The organism is Kribbella sp. NPDC054772 (assembly GCF_053611945.1).
In genome coordinates, this window is record NZ_JBSHBJ010000017.1 from 99,999 (window position 1) to 117,966 (window position 17,968).

The window sequence follows — 17,968 nt, forward strand, 5'->3', positions numbered from 1 at the left end:
GGGCGGGTCAGCCGCCCGGGGTATTCGTCGGGGACGGGGAGGCGGAGCTGGAGTTGGAGCTGGCGAAGCTGCCGAGGACCTGGTCGGGTGGGGCGGTGAACCGCTCCACCGGCAGGCCGTGCAGGGCGCCGCGCATCGTGGTCTCCCAGATCGGGCCCGCGGTACCCGATCCGGTCGGGTCGATGATGTCCTGGCCGTCGAGCCGCTGGCCGATCAGGTTAGTGTACGGCGGTGTCGCGTCGGCGACCACCGCGGCAGCGGCGAGGTTCGGGGTGTAGCCGGAGAACCACACGGCCAGGTTCTGGTTGATCGTGCCGGTCTTGCCGGCCAGGTCCCAGCTGCCAAACTTCAGGTGCCCGCCGGTCCCACCGGGTTCCATGACCGCGCTGAGGACCCGGTTGACGCCGTCGGCCACCCACGGCTCGAGAACCTGCTTGCAGGACTGCGCGGGAGTGTCGATCGGCCGGCCGTTCAGGTCGGTGATCGAGGTGACGAGCAGCGGCTGGCAGTAGACACCGCGGGCGGCGAAGGTCGCGTACGCGTTCGACAGCATCAGCGGCGTCACGTACCCGACGCCCAGCGTCATCGACACCACCTGGTCGAGCGGCCCCATCGTCTGCGCGTTGTACATCCCGAGGTCGGCGGCGATCGTCGCGATCGGGCACAGTCCGGTCTTCCGGGACAGTTGCAGGAAGTAGGTGTTCACCGAGTAGCGGGCCGCGTCGACCATGGTGAAGTCGCCGCTCCGGGTGGAGTTCTTCGGCTGGTAGTTGAAGTCCCGGGTGTACCCGTGGCAGGTCCGGTACCGGACGCCGCTCAGGTCGATCTGGCCGGGCGAGTTGATCTTGTAGTCGATCGGGATGCGCTGCTGGATCGCGGCGGCGATCGTGAACGCCTTCATCGTCGACCCGTTCTGGAACCCGCCGTACCCACCGGCGTACGACTTCTCGACGTTGTAGTTGTACGCCGTCTCGTGCCGCCCGTTGCCGTACGGCTTGCTCTGCACCATCGCCTTCACCAGCCCGGTCCCCGGCTCGACCACCGTGACCGCGGCGATCGTGTTGTCCCTCGGCTTGCTGTGCTTGTCGATCGAGAACTGTGCGTTGGCCTGGATCCGCGGGTCCAGCGACGTCCACACCGTCAGGCCGCCGGCCTTCACGGCGTGGTCGCGTTCCTGCACGGTGGCGCCGAGCGCGGGATTCTGCAGCAGCTTGGAGACGACGTACTGGCAGTAGAAGGCGTACGCCGAGTTCGCGCAGCCGTTGAGTTCGGGGCGCACCTGCGACAGGTCGATCACCGGCGTCCGCAACGCCGAGTTCGCCTCGGCGACCGAGATGACGCCGAGCTGGAGCATCCGCTCCAGCACCGTGTCCCGGCGCTCGCGGGCCGGCCCGGGGTTGGTCACCGGGTCGTAGCCGCTCGGGTTCTTCACGATGCCGGCCAGCATCGCGGACTGCGCGAGGCTGAGGTCGGCGGCGCCCACACCGTAGTAGTGCTGGGCTGCCGCCTGGACGCCGTACGTGCCGTCACCGAAGTTGGCCAGGTTCAGGTATTTGTCCAGGATCTGGTCCTTGGAGTACGTCTGCTCGAGCGCGATCGCATAGCGCAGCTCGGTCAGCTTGCGCTGGTACGTCGGCGCGATCGCGGCCTGCTGCTCGGCCTTGGTGCGGGCGTTCTCCAACAGGGTCAGCTTCACGTACTGCTGGGTGATGTCCGAGCCGCCCTGCGTGGTCCCGTCGGTGTGGTTGCGGATCAGCGCCCGGAGTGTGCCTTTCAGGTCGAGCGCGCCGTGCTGGTAGAACCGGGAGTCCTCGATCGCGACGATCGCCTGCCGCATACTCGGCGCGATGTGCGCCAGCCCGACCGGGACCCGGTTCTCGTCGTACAGGTACGCGATCAGGCTGCCGTCGGCGGCCAGGATCCGGGTCCGGACCTCCGGTGGCTGCGATCCCAGCTGCTGCGGCACCCGCTGCAGCGAGCTCACCATCTGCTGACTGCCGACCCCGACCAGTCCGGCGAGCGGGATCACCAACCCGGCCGCCAACGCACCCGCCAACGCGCTGACGCCGAAAAACCGCGTCAGCAGTCGTACCCGCTGCCCCGCCCCACGCATCTGTCCAGGCTAGGTCGCTCCTCCGCCCGAGGCACGTGGCTCTCAGCGCCCTACAAGGTTCTTGCATGCAAGGTTGTATGCTTAGGGCTTGTGACCGAGATTCCTGCAGCCGAGCGCGCGTACCTGTCACTGAAGGACGGCATCCTCTCCGGCACTGTCCGCGGTGGGGATCTGCTGAGCGAGGTCGAGGTCGGCGCACCGCTCGGGATCAGCCGAACCCCGGTCCACGAGGCGTTCCTGAGACTGCAGGCCGAGGGGCTGTTGCGACTGGTGCCCCGACGGGGCGCGGTCGTGGTCCCGGTCGAGCCCGGCGAGGCAACCGACGTACTGGAGGTTCGGCGGGCCCTCGAGACCGCCGCCGTACGCCGGCTCGCGGCGACCGGCAACGGGGAGCTGCACGCCACGCTCATCCGGTTGCTCGCGACGCAGCAGGAGCTCGCGGACGCGGGCGACGTGCAGGGCTTCGTGGTGGCCGACGAGCAGTTCCACAGTGCGATCGTCGCGGCCAGCGGCAACGCGCTCTCGCTGCGGTTCTACTCGACCCTCACGGATCGGCAGCGCCGGATGGCCCTGAGCTCGATCGGCGCCCGCACCGAGCACCTCGCCACCCTGGTCGCCGAGCACCGCCGACTGGCCGAGTTCATCGAGCAGGGCGATCCGAACGGCTTCGACACGTCGTTGACGGCCCACCTCACCGCAACCCACGCGGCGTTTCTGGGTGGCGCCCAGTGACTGCTGACGTCCAGGTGCGGGCCGTTCCCGCGGTCCGCGTGGCGGAGCGCGCCTGGTGGCCGGTCGGCCTCGCGATGCTGGTGATCGGGTGGGGCGGCAACCAATTCACGCCGCTGTTGATGGTCTACCGCCAGCACGGCGGGTTCTCCCAACTCGATGTCGACGTCTTCCTCGGCGCGTACGTCGTGGGCCTCGTGCCCGGCCTGCTCATCGCCTCCGGACTGTCCGACCATTTCGGCCGCCGCCCACTGATGCTCGTCGGACTCGCGTCTTCCTTCACTGGCAGCGCTTTGCTCGCACTGGGCGACGTGGCCGGCTACCCCGCACTCTTCGCCGGCCGCGCACTGTCCGGCATCGCAGTCGGCATCGCCATGGCTGTCGGCACCGCCTGGGTGACCGAGCTGTCGGCGTACGCGACCCCCGGAGCGGGCGCGCGTCGATCCGCGATCCTGCTCACGACCGGCTTCGCCGCCGGTCCCGCGTCGGCAGGCCTGCTGGCCGAATGGACCTCTCCCGCTCTCGTCTGGCCGTACGTCGTGCACCTCGCGCTGTGCCTGCCCGCGCTCTGGCTCGTGCTGACCTCATCGGTCGAGACGCGACGCGAGTCCGGCAAGGACATCCGGCTGCTCGACAGGCTGCGGGTTCCTGGCGTCGCGCATCGCCGGTTCCTGCACGTCGTCCTGCCGATGGCGCCCTGGATCTTCGGCTCCGCCGGCGTCGCGTACGCGATCGTCCCGCAGGTCGTCGACGCGTCCCTGGGCAAGTGGGCGCTGTTGTTCACCTCCGGCCTGACCGTCGCCACACTCGTCACCGGAGTGCTCGTCCAGCCGATCGCCCGTCGGCTCGACGACCGTTCCACCGCCCGCGCGGTCGTGGTCTCGATGGCGGTGATGACCGTCGGTATGGCGTTGGCGGCCCTGACCGCTGTGGTGGCCCGTCCGTGGCTCGCCGTACCGGTCGCGCTGGTCCTCGGAGCGGCGTACGGGATCGCGGTCGTCTCCGGACTCCTCGAGGTACAGCGCATGGCCCGGCCCGAGGATCTCAGCCGACTGACCGGCGTCTACTACGCCCTCGCGTACGTCGGGTTCCTGCTGCCCGCCACGCTGGCCTTCCTCGGTCATTGGTTCGGCCTCCCGGCGATGCTGACCGCCGTCGCCCTGACCTGTCTGGCCTGCACACTGACCAGCTCGTCGGGCTGGTCGCGCCACCTGGTCAGCCGAAGCTGAAGGTGTAGGCGGAGACGCCCGGCGAGTACTTCAGCGTCATGGTGTCGCGGTGGACCACCTGGGTGTCGACGAGCGGGTAGGCGTTCGGCGTACCGTTCACGGTGATCGTTCGGTCCGGCTGCCCCGGAATCGAGACCGTGACGGTGCCGTGGCCGGACAGCACGTGGTAGACCTTCGCGGCGCGGTAGTTCAGACGCGCCTGGGCGCCGGTCGCTGCTGTGACGTTCTGCGTGCCGACAGTCCAGTTGCCACCCAGACTGTACGTGTCGTCGGGCTGGTAGGCGTTCAGCCCGAACGCACTCGCGGTCTTCCGCGGCGCCATCGAGCCGGTGCCTTTGAAGTTCTTCGACCGCGAGTACCCGAGATAGGTCTCCGGCGTCAGCCCCTTGCCCGCGACCTCGGCACGCACGCTCCCGTCCACGGGGTCGGGCAGCTTGATCCCCGGGTGTGCCTGGGTGAGCAACTCGCGGATCTGGTTCTCGGTCTGCGCGTAGGACCCCTCACCGAACTTGATCGACCGTACGACGCCGTTCGCATCGATCAGGTACTTCGCCGGCCAGTACTGGTTCCGGTACGCCGTCCACGTCGCCAAATTGTTGTCCTGAGCAACCGGATAGCGGATGCCCTCGGCACGGATCGCGGCGACGACGTTGCCCGCGTCCTTCTCGAACGCGAACTCCGGCGAGTGGATCCCGATGATCTCCAGCCCGAGGTCGCGGTACGCCTTGTCCCAGGCGAGCAGGTGCGGGGTGGCGCGCTGGCAGTTGATACACGAGTACGCCCAAAAGTCGATCAACACCACTTTACCCTTGAGGTCGGTGAGATTGACGGGCTTGCCGTTGAACCACTGCTGCGTGCCCTGGATCGCAGGCGCCGTACCGCACTCGGCGAGCTCGGCGGCGCCGGGCGTGCACTTGGACAGCTCGGTCGACGCGTTCCCGATCGCCGGCGCCAGCGCACCCTGCACGGTCTTGTTCTCCGCGACCTTCTGCTCCAGCCCACTCGTGTACGACGGCAGCGCGCGCTGGATCACGTCCGTGATGTTGAACGCCAACGCCACCGCAAGCGCCAGCATCACCACTCCCCCAGCGATCCGGAAACCCCGCGCACGATCCCGATACGCCTTCACCCGCTGCGAAATCCGCGAACCGGCCGACGCGAACACCAGCAGCGGCAACGCGGCACCGATCGCGAACGACACCGTCAGCACCACCGTGCGCCAGCCGATGTGTCCCGTCGCACCGGCGACCGTGATGGCGGCCAGCACCGGGCCGGCGCACGGCACGTACAGCGTGCCGAGACCCAGACCGAGCACGAACGCGCCGCCGTCCTGACGATTGACCTTCGGCAACCGGTAGAACGGCCGCTCGATCAGATGCCCGAGCGCCGGGAAGATCAACCCGAGGCCGACCAGAGCCAGCACGACCAAGCCGATCCAGCGCAGGAAGTCGTCCGGCAGCCCGAGCGCGGACAGGATCACCGAGCCGGTCAGCGTGAACAGGCTGAAACTGACCACGATCCCGGCGATGATCTTCAGCGGCCGCCCACCACGGCGGACCGGTGCCTCGTCGACCAGGACGCCGCCGCTCGCCGATTGCGCGGGCGCAGATCTTCCCGTCGTACCGGCGAAGAAGATGATCGGCAGCATCGGCAACACACAGGGCGAGACCCCGGTGATCAGACCACCGAGCAGACCGATGAGGGCGAGTGTGACCATGGTGCGACTCCAACGATCGACGACCGAAGCAACACCATCTCATCGGCCCCGACGTCACCTCGGATGGGCCGAAGGCCCGCGATCAGCGCGCGGCGCGAGTGAGAGCCGGGTTGATCAGACCGGGAATCGTCGTTCCGGTGGTTTCCTTGCCGGCGATGCTCGTGACCGCGGTGCCTGAGGTGAACGGGAGTGCGACCGGTGTGCCGTACGTCTGCGCGCCGCGGTTCTCGCGGACGGTGATATGCGAGATGCGGCGGCTGCCCGCGGCCAGCAAGTAGGAAGCGCGGTTCGGGGCGCGCCAGAGCGTCGCGGCGACCACGTTCTGGGAAAACCGGCTGCAGGCGCTGGTGTTCGTCGCCGCCGACACGGGCAGTGCCGCACCCGAGGGAGGCTCCAGCCGGATGCTGGCCTGGCCGCCGCCGGTCCAGGTATCCAGCCGCAAGCACGTCCAACGAGCCGTGCCACCCGTGGGGAGCGTCTGTTCGGCGAACGCCCAACTGTTGATGAGCCGCGCCGAATTGTTGCGCCAGGCATCCAAACTGCAAGCGTGCAAGGCCCACGAGTTGCGCGCGTCGGTGCTCAGCACCTCGCGCGGCGGGCGTGCCGCTCCCCCGTCCGGCGCCGGCATATAGGTGAGGTGCGTGGGCACGAAGGCATCCAGGTCCGCGAGCACGAACGCGTGCTTCTCCGCCACCGCGGGCGAACTGCGCAGTTCGAGAACGAACCGGCTCCGGCAACCGGCACCGCCCGCGGGAACCGCAGCGGTGAGCCCGTTCGTCACCGCGAGCGGACGCGACACCGCATCCCGTACGGCGAGATCGCGCACGCCGGCACCGGCGATCCACGGCGCGAGCAGATACCTGCGGCCCTGCGGACCACGGCTCACGACGAGCGCCGCCGACGTCATCAGATCGGCCGAGTCGACCCGGTCCAGCCGCAGACTGCCGCGGCCGGCGGCCTCGGTGTAGCGGCCGAGCCGCTGACCGTCGTACACCACCACGACCAGGGATCCGTCGACGTTGCCGGCGTACAGCACCGAGGGCGGGGTCGTCGGCGCCACGGTCGACGTACCCGGGGCCGCGTCGATCTGCGCTTGCTTCTCCCAGAAGCGCCACATGCGGTCCTGCAAACCCTTGTCCTGCAGGAGTTCGCCGCGCGCGGGCCACGCACTGAAGTCGAGCTTGGAGGTACGGCGCCACTCGTCATCCGAGGCCGCCGCGCTGAAGGAGGCCTGCCGCGCCGGGCCGCGCGAGTCCGCCACGCCCATGCTCGTCGCCTGCGGCTGCGTCGTGGAGTCGCCGTTCAGCCGCCAGATCAGGCCGGCCGCGACCAGACCGAGCACCACGAGCACGGCCGGGATCGCCAGCAGCGCGAACCGCGGTCGCGTCCGCCGATTCCACTCCGGCGCCAGCTTCACCGCGCACGGGTCGAAGATCTGATCGGCTGGAACCGAGATCTGCCGAGCCGCGGCGAGCACATTCTCCGGCGCGGTGATCCCGGCATCGCGCAGTACCCCGACCAGCGCATCGTCCTCGAGCCCGGACCGGTGCAGCAGCGCCCACGCCGCACGCACCTCCGGCGCGGACCGGTACAGCTCGACCTCGCTCTGCAGCGGCTGCAGCGAATCGGTCACCGGGAAGAACCGCAGTCCCCGAATCCCCATCCAGCGCGGAACAGAACGCGCGACCAGAGCTTCCCTGATCGCCACGCTGAACACCGTGTCCGGCGTACCGTCTTCGAGGCCTTGGACGATCGCGTGCGCGAGCAGCACTCGGCGGTGCCGGCCGAGTCTGACCGGGGTGGCCAGAAAGACGACGTTCACCAACGCGTCGTACGACTGGGGAACCACCGTGCCGGCTTGTCCGCGACGCATGAATCTACTTCCTGTCAGGCCCCGTACTGCTCAGACCGAACTACAACGAGTAGTCATCGATCGCGTTACGCCACTGATCGATCGGCGCGTCCCGGCCACCAGAAACGGTCTCCCAGCAGGAAAGCCAGCGCCGGTACGACGACAGTCCGCACCAGCAACGTGTCGAGGAGTACGCCGACGCACACGATCACACCCACCTGCGTCAACGTGATCAACGGCAGCACGCCGAGTACCGCGAACACGGCCGCGAGCAGCAACCCAGCGCTGGTGATGACGCCGCCGGTGACCCGCAACGCGGTGAGCATCCCGTCGCGCGTGCCGGACGTGGCCGCCTCCTCGCGGGCCCGTGTGGTCAGGAAGATGTTGTAGTCGACCCCGAGCGCGACCAGGAACAGGAACGAGAGCAAGAAGACCGAGCCATCCAACGCGGGGAACCCCAACAAGTGGTCGAACAACAGCCAACTCGCACCGAAGCTCGCGAAGAACGACGCGATCACCGTCAACAGCAACAGCACCGGCGCGAGCACCGACCTGAGTACGGCGACCAGCACCGCACCGACCAGCAACAGGATCAACGGGATGATCAGCAACCGGTCGCGCTGATCGGCCTTGTCCACGTCGAGCGTCTCGGCAGGGCCGCCGCCCACCAGCACCGACCCGCCGTCGACGACATCAAGCGCACTCCGCAACCCGCGGACAGCATCGACCGACTGGGAACTCCCCGGCTCGGACGACAGTACGACGTTGAAGGACACGACCTCGTCGCTCTTCCGGTCCGGCGTCACCTGGGCCACGCCGTCGACCGTTCGTGCGACCCGGGCGATCTCGTCGGCCGCCGAGGCCGGCCCGACGACAACCACCGGATCGGTGCTGCCAGCCGGGAACGCCTGCGCCAATACCTTGGCGCCCTTGACCGCCTCGGGCTCAACGCGGAACTGCTCGTTCTGTGCGAGTCCGGTGCGCGCGCCCAGTCCACCGATGGCGAGCCCGGCCAGGACGATCAGGGACGCGACCAGGATCAGGGCGGGTCGCTTGAGGACCGCCGTACCGAGGCGACCCCAGAGCTTTCCTTCGGACGCCTGGTCGCCGACGCGCGGGACGAAGGGCCAGAAGATCCGCCGCCCGAACAACGCCAGCGCGGACGGCAGCACGACCAGCCCGGCGAGCATCGCGAACGCGATGCCGATGATGCAGGACACCGCGATTCCCTGCAGGGTCTCGGTACTGGCGAGCAACAGCAGGGCCAGCGCGCCGATGACCGTTCCACCGCTGGCGAGAATCGGTTCCGCGACCCGGCGTACGGCGATCTGGAGTGCGACCAGCGCGTCGTCGTTCTGCCGGAGTTGCTCGCGGTACCGGGCGATCAGCAGCAATGCGTAGTCGGTCGCCGCGCCGAAGACGAGGACGCTCGCGATGCCGGAAACCTGTCCGCCGCCGGGGAGGCCGAGCCGCGCGAGCACCTGCTCGGACAGACCGGTGGTCGTCTGCTCGGTCAGGCCGACAACGAGCAGCGGCACGAGGACGAGGCCTGGGCTGCGATAAGTGATCAGCAGCAGGATCGCGACCACGATCGCCGTGACGAGGATGAGATTGGTATCCGCGCCGTCGAAGACCCGGACGAGGTCAGTGGTGAACGCGGCCGGGCCGGTCACCGCCGCCTGCACACCGGAGGGCAGGTCCTTCAGGTCGGCGCGGAGCTTGTCGACCTGCTTGCTGATCTGATCGTCGTCGCCTGATGGCAGCGTCAGGATCGCCAGCGCGACTGTTCGTTCCTCCGACACCTGAACGGGCACCCGTACGCCCAGTGCCGAGGCGCGCTTCTGGATCTCGCCCTGTTGTGCCGCGTCGAGTGCCGCGCCGTCCGGCCGGTTGAAGACGATCAGCGCCGAGGTCTCGTCGGTGGCGCCGGGCAACTGGTCGCGGAGCCGCTCGACCTCGGCGGACTCGACCGACGACGACAGTCCGGTCGCCGAACGAGCCGTCGCGGCCTCGGGCTTCGGACTCAGCAGGGCGACGGCCGCCACCGCCAGCCCGAGCAGGACGAAGACCACCGCGGCGCGTCGGGAGGACGGCAAAGCTTTAACTCGGAACACGAGAATCTCCAGAATCTAGTATCTCGATTATCAAGATATTAGACCGTGGCGTTCCGCAGCCTCTCACCGGGTCCGGGGCTCAGGCCTCGTCGGCGAGATCGGCGCGGTACTGCTGGAAGGCCTCCAGGGTCGCCGAGAGGTAGCGCGCGACGACCGCGAGCTCGGCCTCGCTGAACTGCCGCGTGACGCTGTCGTGCAACTCCCCCAGCGGGCCGAAGAACCGCCCGGCGAGCTCCAGACCGGAGTCGCCGTAGTGCAGGATCACGCGGCGTCGGTCGGCGGTGTCCCGCTCCCGCCGGACGTGACCGGCGCGCTCGAGCCGATCGATCAGGCTGGTCACCGTACCGGTCGAGAGCCCCAGGTCGGTGGCGAGTTCACCGGCCGTGAGCGGATGCCCGGAGCGGCCGGCAACCAGGATCCGGGTCAGCGCCTCGACATCGGTCGAGTGCACGCCGTTGCGCTGGCCGAAGACGTGACCGATCCGCTGACCCTCGGCCACCAGCGCCTGCGTCAGCCGGGTCAGCTCATCGCGACGACGGCCCGTTTCTCCCATCGCGACGACACCTCCGAGAAAACTCGACAACCGAGATAAATTACCATGTCGAAAGGCGTCGTCCCCGTTCGTAGCGAGGGTGAGAGACCGGCAACGGACCGGTCCGGTCATCGCTAGGAGCACTCGGATGGAATCCATCGCGCGCCGCCTCTGCCAGCAACTGCTGGAGCCGATCCACCTCGTCGCCTACATGGCCGAGGAGCCGACCGAGGAAATCAACGCGCTCGGCTTCGAGGGCTACTGGCCGGGGTACTTCGCAGCGCGGTCGGCGCCGCTCGGCAAGGTACCCGCCGAAGTCGTCGACGCCCTCTTCTACAACTTCGCCCCCGGCGAGGTCGCCGCCTACATCCCGAGCGTCTGGGAGGTCACCACTCCCGAAGCGGCGCTCGCCGCCCGCGAGCGGGGCGCGGTCAAGGCCCTCCGCCGCATCCTCGGTGACCTGGCCGACTCCCCCGAACTGGCCCGCGCCGCCGACCTCGCCACCAAGATCGCGTTCAACGCCCCGCCCGCGGGCCGCATCCTGTACGCCGGTCTGCGGTCGCTCCCGGTTCCGGACGAGCCGGTCGCCCGGATCTGGCACGCGGCCACGCTGCTCCGCGAACACCGCGGCGACGGCCACACGATCGCGCTGGTCGCCGCCGGCATCGACGGGCAGAAAGCCCACGTGTTCCAGGCGATCGACTGGGGCATGAAGCCGAGGGACTACGGACGGCTCAACCCCCTCACCGACGACCAGCTCGCCACCGTGGTCGACGGCCTCCGCGCCCGCGGCCTGGTCGACGAGTCCGACCAGTTCACCCCCGCCGGCCGCGACCTCAAGAACCACATCGAGTCCGTCACCGACACCCTGGCCGCACCGGCCTACGCGATCCTGAGCCCCCACGACGTCGACCAACTCACCGCCGACCTCACCCCAATCGCCGCCCACATCGCGGCCAACGGCTACAGGTAGGTGCTGAAGAAGGTCGTCAGCCTCGCCACGGCAGGTGTCACGTACTCCGGCTTGTCGTAGAGGTCGACGTGAGTTGCGCCGTCGATCCACGACAGTTCCTTGGGGCCTTGGGCTCGTTGATAGGCCTCGACGCTCATCCACGAGGTGACGGCTGCTGAGCCGGCGATGAGGAGCAGGGGGCGTGGGGCGATCAGGTCGACTGTGCGGAAGGCGTCGAAGGTGATGATGCGGTCGACGCTCGACCAGGTCAGTGTCTTCGCGGAGCGCGGGTGCATTCCGCGCGGCGTGCAGTAGTACTCCCAGCCTTCGAACACGTGCTGACCACCCTGCCGCGCAACCTCTTCGGTCGCCGGGAACAGGTCGAAGGACTGGACGCCGCCGTCCCGAGCTTCCGCCGTACGAGCAGCTGCGGCGGCGTCGAGCAGGGACTGCAGTACGGCGGGATCCTGCGTGCCGTCTGCGCCCAGCCGGAACTGGCGGGCGATGTCGGCGGCGCTCACGGTCGCCACCGCCTTGATCCGGTGGTCGGTGCCGGCCGCGGCGAGGCTGTAGCCGCCGGACGCGCAGATGCCGAGGACGCCGATCCGGTCCGCATCGACGTCCGGCCGGGTGGTCAGGAACGACACGGCGGCCTTCAGGTCCTCGATCCGCTGCGCGGGATCCTCCAGCCCGCGCGGCTCACCGTCGCTCGCTCCCTGGTACGCCGCGTCGAACGCGAGCGTGACGAAACCCTGCTCGGCGAGCAGGCGGGCATACAAACCAGCCACCTGTTCCTTCACGCCACTGCCAGGGTGGCCGACGACGACCGCCGGAGCGGGTCCGTCGATGCGAGGTGCGTAGAGGTGTCCGGCGAGCTTCAGGCCGGCGCTGACGAAGCTGACGTCGATGGGCTCGACTGCGTGCTGCTGTTGTTCGGTCATGGCTCCACAGTCGGCGCCGGCCGAACCTGGTTCCAGGGAGGGTTTTGCCTAGGCAAGCCAGTACCAGGCACGGATGCCATCCCTAGGAGACACTTGGATCATGAACGAACTCGGCGAGTTTCTCCGCTCGCGGCGCGCCGCCCTCGAACCGCATCAGGTGGGACTGCCGGACGACGGACGCCTTCGCCGAGTGCCCGGCCTCCGCCGCGAGGAGCTCGCCCAACTCGCGCACGTCAGCATCGACTACATCGTCCGCCTGGAACAGGGCCGCACCCGTCGCGTCTCGCGGCCCATTCTCGACGCCCTCGCCGACGCGTTGCAACTCGCAGACGACGAGCGCTCCTATCTCTTCACCGTCGCCGACGTCGCACCCACTCAACGCCCGACCCGACCGGCGGTGGCACCGCACCTCCGGCAACTGCTCGACACCATGCACGACGTCCCCGCGATGGTGCTCAGCCGCACCATGGACGTGCTGGCGTGGAACCGCGGCGCCGTCGCACTCCTCACCGATTTCGAGGCCTTGCCGTCCGCGCACCGGAACCTGATCCGCCTCACCTTCCTCGACCCGCAGTTCCGTTCGCTGTACGCCGACTGGACGCGATCGGCACGCGAGTGCGTCGCCGTACTGCGGATGGAGGCCGGCCGCACCCCTGGCGATCCGGCGCTGAACTCGTTGATCGGTGAGCTCAGCGTCCACGACGCCGACTTCCGGAACTGGTGGGCGACCCATCAAGTTCGTGGCCCGCGGCAACTGACCAAGACCTACGTGCACCCGGTCGCCGGCGAGCTCACGCTCGACGTGCAGCAGTTCACCGTCGACACCCACCCGGAGCAGTTCCTGGTCGCGTACACGGCCGCCCCCGACACCCCGTCGTACGACGGACTTCGCTTCCTGCTCCAGATGGCTGAGTACACACCGCGATGACGTCGACGGCCGGAGTGCGGCGCGAGAGTCTACGAGCATCTGGCCTGGACGCGGCCGTGCAGATGCTGAACCGCATGTACCCGGCCCGGCTGCACCTCGTCGGCCGGAACCGTGACGACGGCTTCCTCGCTCTCAGTACGGCGGACGGTGGCGGCGTCGGCGCCGATCGGTGCCGAATGCAGATGAGCTTCAACAGCCGCATCTACTCGTGGCGGGACCTCACCGCGGTCTGGCTGGTGAACGGCCGGCTCGGGGCCGACGACCGCGCCGGCGCGCACAACCTCACTGCCGGCGACTCCTTGATGTACTCGAGCAACGACATGATGAACTTCCGCGCCGAGCCGCTCGAGCTCGTCGTCGTGCGGGTCCCGCAGGCCGAGGTCGACCGAGTGGCGGCCCGGCGGTGCGACGTCGTACCGAAGCAGCTGTGGCCCGGCGCCGGCCGGCCGGTGTCGCGGGCGATGAACCTGCACTGGCAGGCACTCAGCGGTTTCGTCCGCCAGACACTCGGCACGGCACCGTCGATCGCCGACAACCCGCTGGTCGCCGCGCAGCTGTTCGAGTACGTCGCCACGTCGATGCTGACCGTCTTCCCGAACGCGACGATGCAACTCGACCACCTGCCGTCCCCCGGCTCGGTCGGTACGGCGAGTCTGCGCCGCGCGACGGCGTACGCCGACGCGAACGCGGCCGAGCCGATCACGGTCGAGGACATGGCGACGGCCGCCGGCACCAGCGCGCGGGCACTGCAGTACGCGTTCCGCCGGCACCTGTCGTGCACGCCACGTCAGTACCTCCGCCGCGTCCGGCTCGAAGGCGCGCACCGCGAACTCCAAGAGGCGGACCCCAACAGCGGCGACACCGTCGCCGACATCGCGCTCCGCTGGGGCTTCGCCTCAACTGGTTGGTTCAACCAACACTACCGAGCGACATACGGCCAGTCGCCCGGTACGACGTTGCGCGACGGTTGCTAGGTCAGGTCATCGCAGCGACGCGGGTGGCGAGTTCGTGCCGGTACACCGGCCGCGCCACGTCGGTGGTGTGGGTGAGCGTGCCGTCGCGCAGCATCTCGTGGATCTCGTCGACGCCGACACTGAGACTGCGCGCGGCGACCGACAACGGCAGCCAGCCCTGGCGCAGCCGCGCGAGCACCTCCACGTCCTGATGTCGCAGCGGGAATTCCTTGCCGTAGGCATGCAACAGCCCCGCGGCGATCAACCGCCGTACCCCGGTCTGGCCGAGGCCGAGCTCGGCGCCGGCCTCCGCGACGGACATCCATCGGTCCAGGCCGACCTGGACGACGTCCGAGAGCAGCAGCCGGCGATGCGCACGCGACCGGGCCGGCAGCCGTCCCGCGCGCACCAGCCCGACCACCCGCGGTGGCGACACGCCGAGCAACGCCGCCGCCTGAGCGGTTGTGATCAGCGGATCGTCGACCATGATCGGCTCCCCGAGCAACTCGGCCAACCGCTCCCGATACTCCTGACCCAATGCCTTTTCAGCCACTGCAGCCCCTCCCCAGTTCGCTGCCGCACGCGAGCGGTTGACGGACAACACGCTCTGTAGCCATTGACTCATGATCAGATCTACACGGGCGAGGATCGAAATTCGCTCTCCGGCCGACCCCTTCGGATTCCGGAGTCCAGCCGGCAGGTGGAGCGGCTGGCTACTGTCGTTGTATGAGTCGACTCGTGGTGGATGCGCCGATCGTTGGTGTGACTGTGTATCCGGATCGCGCGCGGGTGACCCGGCGCGGGCGGATCGCGGTGCCGGCCGGGGACCAGACGGTGTCCCTCGAACCGCTCCCGCTGTCCCTCGAACAGGACTCGGCCCGGGTCTCCGGCCGCGGGCCGGCCACCGTGCTGGGTGTGGACATCGCGACACAGCACCACCCACAGGCACCTGACGAGGCCGTCGCCGAGCTAGAACGCGAGCGCCTCGACGCCCAGAACCACGTCGCCGAGCTGACGGACGCCGACGACGTACAGGCGCAGGTGGACGCCTTTCTCACTCAGCTCGCTCGGCGCGCCGGGGGGAGCTTCGCGCGGACGCTGGCGTCGAGCGAACCAGGCGCCGAGCTGGGTGACTTCACCGAGTCGCTCGCCACCCGGCTCTCCGCCGTACGGGCCACGCGCCGGGAGCTCGCCGCACAGCGGCACGACGCGGACCAGCGTCTCGCGGCGGTCGAGCGTCGGCTGACCGCGATCACGAAGCAGCGCGTGCCGGACCGGCACGCCGCCGCCATCGCCTTGGCGGTGGAATCCCAGGCCGAGGTCGAGATCGAGCTCTCGTACGTCGTCCCCGCCGCCGGCTGGACCAGCTCGTACGACGTCCGTCTTACCGGCGACCGCCTCACGCTGAACTGGTACGGCCTCGTCACGCAGCAGACCGGCGAGGATTGGCCGGAGTGCGACCTGACACTCTCGACCGCGCGGCCGACCGTCACGGCGAAGATCCCCGAGCTCGACCCGTGGTACCTCGACCGCTTCCAGCCTCCGGTGCCCGTCGCCGCCCCGGCACCCGGCGCCTGGGACGGGACCGAGACATTGCAGTCCGCGCCCGCCGGACCACGTCTCGGGATGCAGATGGCGGCACGCCGAGACCGGGCGTTCGCCGATTCGGAAGCGATCGTCGAGCAGGGCGTCACCGCCGCGAGCTACACGCCGCCCCGGCCGATCGCCGTGCCCGCGGACGGCGCGACGCACCGCGCCACGATCGCCGCGATCGACCTCGAGGCCAAGCTCGACTACGTGACCGCCCCGGTCCGCTCGACCGACGTCCACCTGCGCGCGACCGTCCTGAACTCGTCCGCGCACACCCTGCCCGCCGGACGCGCCGCGGTCTTCCACGACGCGGACTTCGTCGGCTCGGCCGCGCTCCCGCTGTGGGCCCCCGGCGAGGACGTCGAGCTCGCCCTCGGCCTCGACGACCGGATCCGCGTCGAGCGAAAGCTGGTACGCCGGGAAGCCACCAAGGCGACCCTCGGCTCGACCCGGCGCCGTCAGGTCGAGTACGAGACCCGGATCGAGAACCACACCCCACGCAGCGCGCGGATCACGGTCCTCGACCAGCTGCCGGTGGCCCGCGACCACGAGATCACCATCAAGCCGATCAGCACCCATCCGGACCCGGCCGAGACCACCGAACTCGGCGTCATCACCTGGAAGCTCGACCTCGCCGCCGGCGCCGAAACCACCGTCCGGCTGGGTTTCCGCGTCGACACCGGCAAGTCCGTCGACCTCACGGGTTGGCGCGAATAGCCGCTAGGTGATCTCGAGGTTGGCCATCATCCCCATGTCCTCGTGTTCTGCGTTGTGGCAGTGGAACAGGTACCGCCCGCGGTAGCCGTCGAACCGGGTGATGATCTCGGCGGACTCCCCCGGGCGCAGCGACACCGTGTCCTTCAGGCCCGCGTCGTGCGGAAGCGGCGCGTGGCCGCCCCGGGACAGCACCTGGAACCCCACGAGGTGCAGATGCACCGGGTGGTGGACGTCGGCAATCAATCGCCAGATCTCCACATCTCCCAGCCGCGTGGTGACATCGGTGCGATCCGGCGCGAACGGCCGGCCACCGATCAGCCATCCGTGCCCGTCCCCGAGTTGCCCGGCGCGGAACGCGAAGTCACGGACCCGCACCGCCTCCGATCGCTGCCACTGCGGCAGATCCTCCGACAGCACAGGAGGAATCCGGCTCGCGTCGGCCGCCTTCTGTACGACGTCGAACGCCATCACGTCGCGCGTCCGCCCGGTCCCCGCGCGATTCACGATCCGCACCCGGCTTCGTACCGGGACCTCGGTGAAGTCGACAACGACGTCGTACCGCTCGGCGGGCGCGATCGGCAGGTTGCGATGCCTGACCGGTTCCCGAAGCAGGCCCTGGTCGGCGCCGATCTGGACGAGATCGAGTCGCCGTCCGTCGTCGAGTACCGCCTCGAGGTCGTAGTGCCGGGCGTTCGAGGCGTTCAGGATCCGTAGCCGGTACCGGGCCGCGTCCACCTCATGCACCGGCCACGGGGCACCGTTAACCAGGATCACATCACCCAGAACCCCTGCCATATAAGGCTCCTGGGCACCCGGCTTGGACCGCAGCGTCGGATCCAGGGCGGGATAGCTGAACGATCCGTCGGCGGCGAAGGCCCGGTCGGCGATCATCAACGGCAGCTCCCGCGCCCCCGCCGGCAGACCGAGCGAGTCCTCGGCGTCATCGCGGACGATGTGCATCCCGGCCAGCCCGCGCCAGATCGCCGGCGCGGTGAAGTCCATCCGGTGATCGTGGTACCAGAGCAAGGTCGGCCGCTGATCCAGCGGGAACGTGTACTCCCGTGTCACCTCGGTCGTCGTCGCCCGCGGATCGTGCATCCCTTGCATTCCTTGCATACCAGTCATTCCCGGCATCTCGTGGGACATGTGATCCGGGACCCAGCCCGTCGGCAGCACGAGGTCGGTCGGGTAGCCGTCGGACGCCGGTGGTGTCCGCCCGCCGTGCAGGTGGACGACCGTCGGCACCGGCAACTCGTTGCGGTGCGCAACAGTGATCGCCTGGCCCCGTCGCGACTCGATGGTCGGTCCGGGGAACGTCCCGCCGTACGTCCACAACCCGGTCCGCAGCCCCGGCAGGATCTCCGCGGTCACCTCCCGCTGCACGATCTCGTACCGCTTCACACCATCCACCACCTTCACCGGCGCCAGCACCGAAGGCACCGGCAACGGCACCTCGAACGCCGGCGGCAGCGGTACGTCGCTCCGCAGCAGCGCCCCCGTCTGCGCCGGACGCCGCGCCAGCGCCGCAGCACTCGACAACCCACCCGCCGCGACCACCCCGAGCGCGCCACCGATGCCGAACAGTTGCCGTCGGCTCATTC

14 protein-coding genes are annotated in these 17,968 nt (G+C 69.2%); 6 read left to right on the forward strand and 8 right to left on the reverse strand.

Annotated features, from left to right (window positions below; genetic code table 11):
- Positions 1-7: 7 nt before the first annotated feature.
- Entirely contained in the window at positions 8-2,113 is a 2,106-nt protein-coding gene (locus ACWGID_RS25115) for a transglycosylase domain-containing protein (protein WP_452200408.1), read from the reverse strand.
- Positions 2,114-2,203: 90 nt separating this feature from the next.
- Between ACWGID_RS25115 and ACWGID_RS25120 the strand changes: the two genes are divergently transcribed.
- On the forward strand, positions 2,204-2,845 hold the full coding sequence (locus tag ACWGID_RS25120) for a GntR family transcriptional regulator (RefSeq protein ID WP_452200410.1): 642 nt from the start codon (positions 2,204-2,206) through the stop codon (positions 2,843-2,845).
- Complete coding sequence (locus ACWGID_RS25125) at positions 2,842-4,071, forward strand: MFS transporter (RefSeq protein ID WP_452200412.1); 1,230 nt, start codon at positions 2,842-2,844, stop codon at positions 4,069-4,071. The genes ACWGID_RS25120 and ACWGID_RS25125 overlap by 4 nt, the downstream gene beginning before the upstream one ends.
- Here the strand turns inward: ACWGID_RS25125 and ACWGID_RS25130 are convergent.
- The 4 genes from ACWGID_RS25130 to ACWGID_RS25145 form a co-directional block, all read right to left on the reverse strand.
- Positions 4,058-5,788, reverse strand: coding sequence for a redoxin domain-containing protein (locus ACWGID_RS25130; RefSeq protein WP_452200414.1), 1,731 nt, complete (start codon positions 5,786-5,788; stop codon positions 4,058-4,060). The two genes, ACWGID_RS25125 and ACWGID_RS25130, sit on opposite strands and share 14 nt — an antisense overlap.
- Positions 5,789-5,870: 82 nt before the next feature.
- Entirely contained in the window at positions 5,871-7,661 is a 1,791-nt protein-coding gene (locus ACWGID_RS25135; RefSeq protein ID WP_452200416.1) for a hypothetical protein, read from the reverse strand.
- A gap of 65 nt (positions 7,662-7,726) precedes the next feature.
- The gene (locus ACWGID_RS25140; protein ID WP_452200418.1) at positions 7,727-9,736 is read right to left on the reverse strand and encodes an MMPL family transporter; all 2,010 of its coding nucleotides are present in this window, start codon (positions 9,734-9,736) and stop codon (positions 7,727-7,729) included.
- Between the two features lie 97 nt (positions 9,737-9,833).
- Positions 9,834-10,307: a MarR family winged helix-turn-helix transcriptional regulator gene (locus tag ACWGID_RS25145; protein WP_452200420.1), complete on the reverse strand. Its 474-nt coding sequence runs from the start codon at positions 10,305-10,307 to the stop codon at positions 9,834-9,836.
- 127 nt (positions 10,308-10,434) lie between these two features.
- Between ACWGID_RS25145 and ACWGID_RS25150 the strand changes: the two genes are divergently transcribed.
- On the forward strand, positions 10,435-11,259 hold the full coding sequence (locus ACWGID_RS25150; RefSeq protein WP_452200422.1) for an SCO6745 family protein: 825 nt from the start codon (positions 10,435-10,437) through the stop codon (positions 11,257-11,259).
- On the opposite strand, the gene ACWGID_RS25155 is transcribed toward ACWGID_RS25150, so the two are convergent.
- Entirely contained in the window at positions 11,250-12,179 is a 930-nt protein-coding gene (locus tag ACWGID_RS25155) for an alpha/beta hydrolase (protein ID WP_452200424.1), read from the reverse strand. The two genes, ACWGID_RS25150 and ACWGID_RS25155, sit on opposite strands and share 10 nt — an antisense overlap.
- Positions 12,180-12,279: 100 nt before the next feature.
- Between ACWGID_RS25155 and ACWGID_RS25160 the strand changes: the two genes are divergently transcribed.
- Together ACWGID_RS25160 and ACWGID_RS25165 are read left to right on the forward strand one after the other, a co-directional pair.
- Complete coding sequence (locus ACWGID_RS25160) at positions 12,280-13,107, forward strand: helix-turn-helix transcriptional regulator (RefSeq protein WP_452200425.1); 828 nt, start codon at positions 12,280-12,282, stop codon at positions 13,105-13,107.
- The gene (locus ACWGID_RS25165; RefSeq protein WP_452200427.1) at positions 13,104-14,081 is read left to right on the forward strand and encodes a helix-turn-helix transcriptional regulator; all 978 of its coding nucleotides are present in this window, start codon (positions 13,104-13,106) and stop codon (positions 14,079-14,081) included. Before ACWGID_RS25160 ends, ACWGID_RS25165 begins: the two co-directional genes overlap by 4 nt.
- Before the next feature lies 1 nt (position 14,082).
- On the opposite strand, the gene ACWGID_RS25170 is transcribed toward ACWGID_RS25165, so the two are convergent.
- Entirely contained in the window at positions 14,083-14,613 is a 531-nt protein-coding gene (locus ACWGID_RS25170; RefSeq protein ID WP_452200429.1) for a helix-turn-helix domain-containing protein, read from the reverse strand.
- Between the two features lie 173 nt (positions 14,614-14,786).
- Between ACWGID_RS25170 and ACWGID_RS25175 the strand changes: the two genes are divergently transcribed.
- Complete coding sequence (locus ACWGID_RS25175; protein WP_452200430.1) at positions 14,787-16,367, forward strand: DUF4139 domain-containing protein; 1,581 nt, start codon at positions 14,787-14,789, stop codon at positions 16,365-16,367.
- A 3-nt stretch (positions 16,368-16,370) separates the two neighbouring features.
- Here ACWGID_RS25175 and ACWGID_RS25180 read toward each other — a convergent pair whose 3' ends face one another.
- Entirely contained in the window at positions 16,371-17,966 is a 1,596-nt protein-coding gene (locus ACWGID_RS25180) for a multicopper oxidase family protein (RefSeq protein WP_452200432.1), read from the reverse strand.
- Positions 17,967-17,968: the final 2 nt, after the last annotated feature.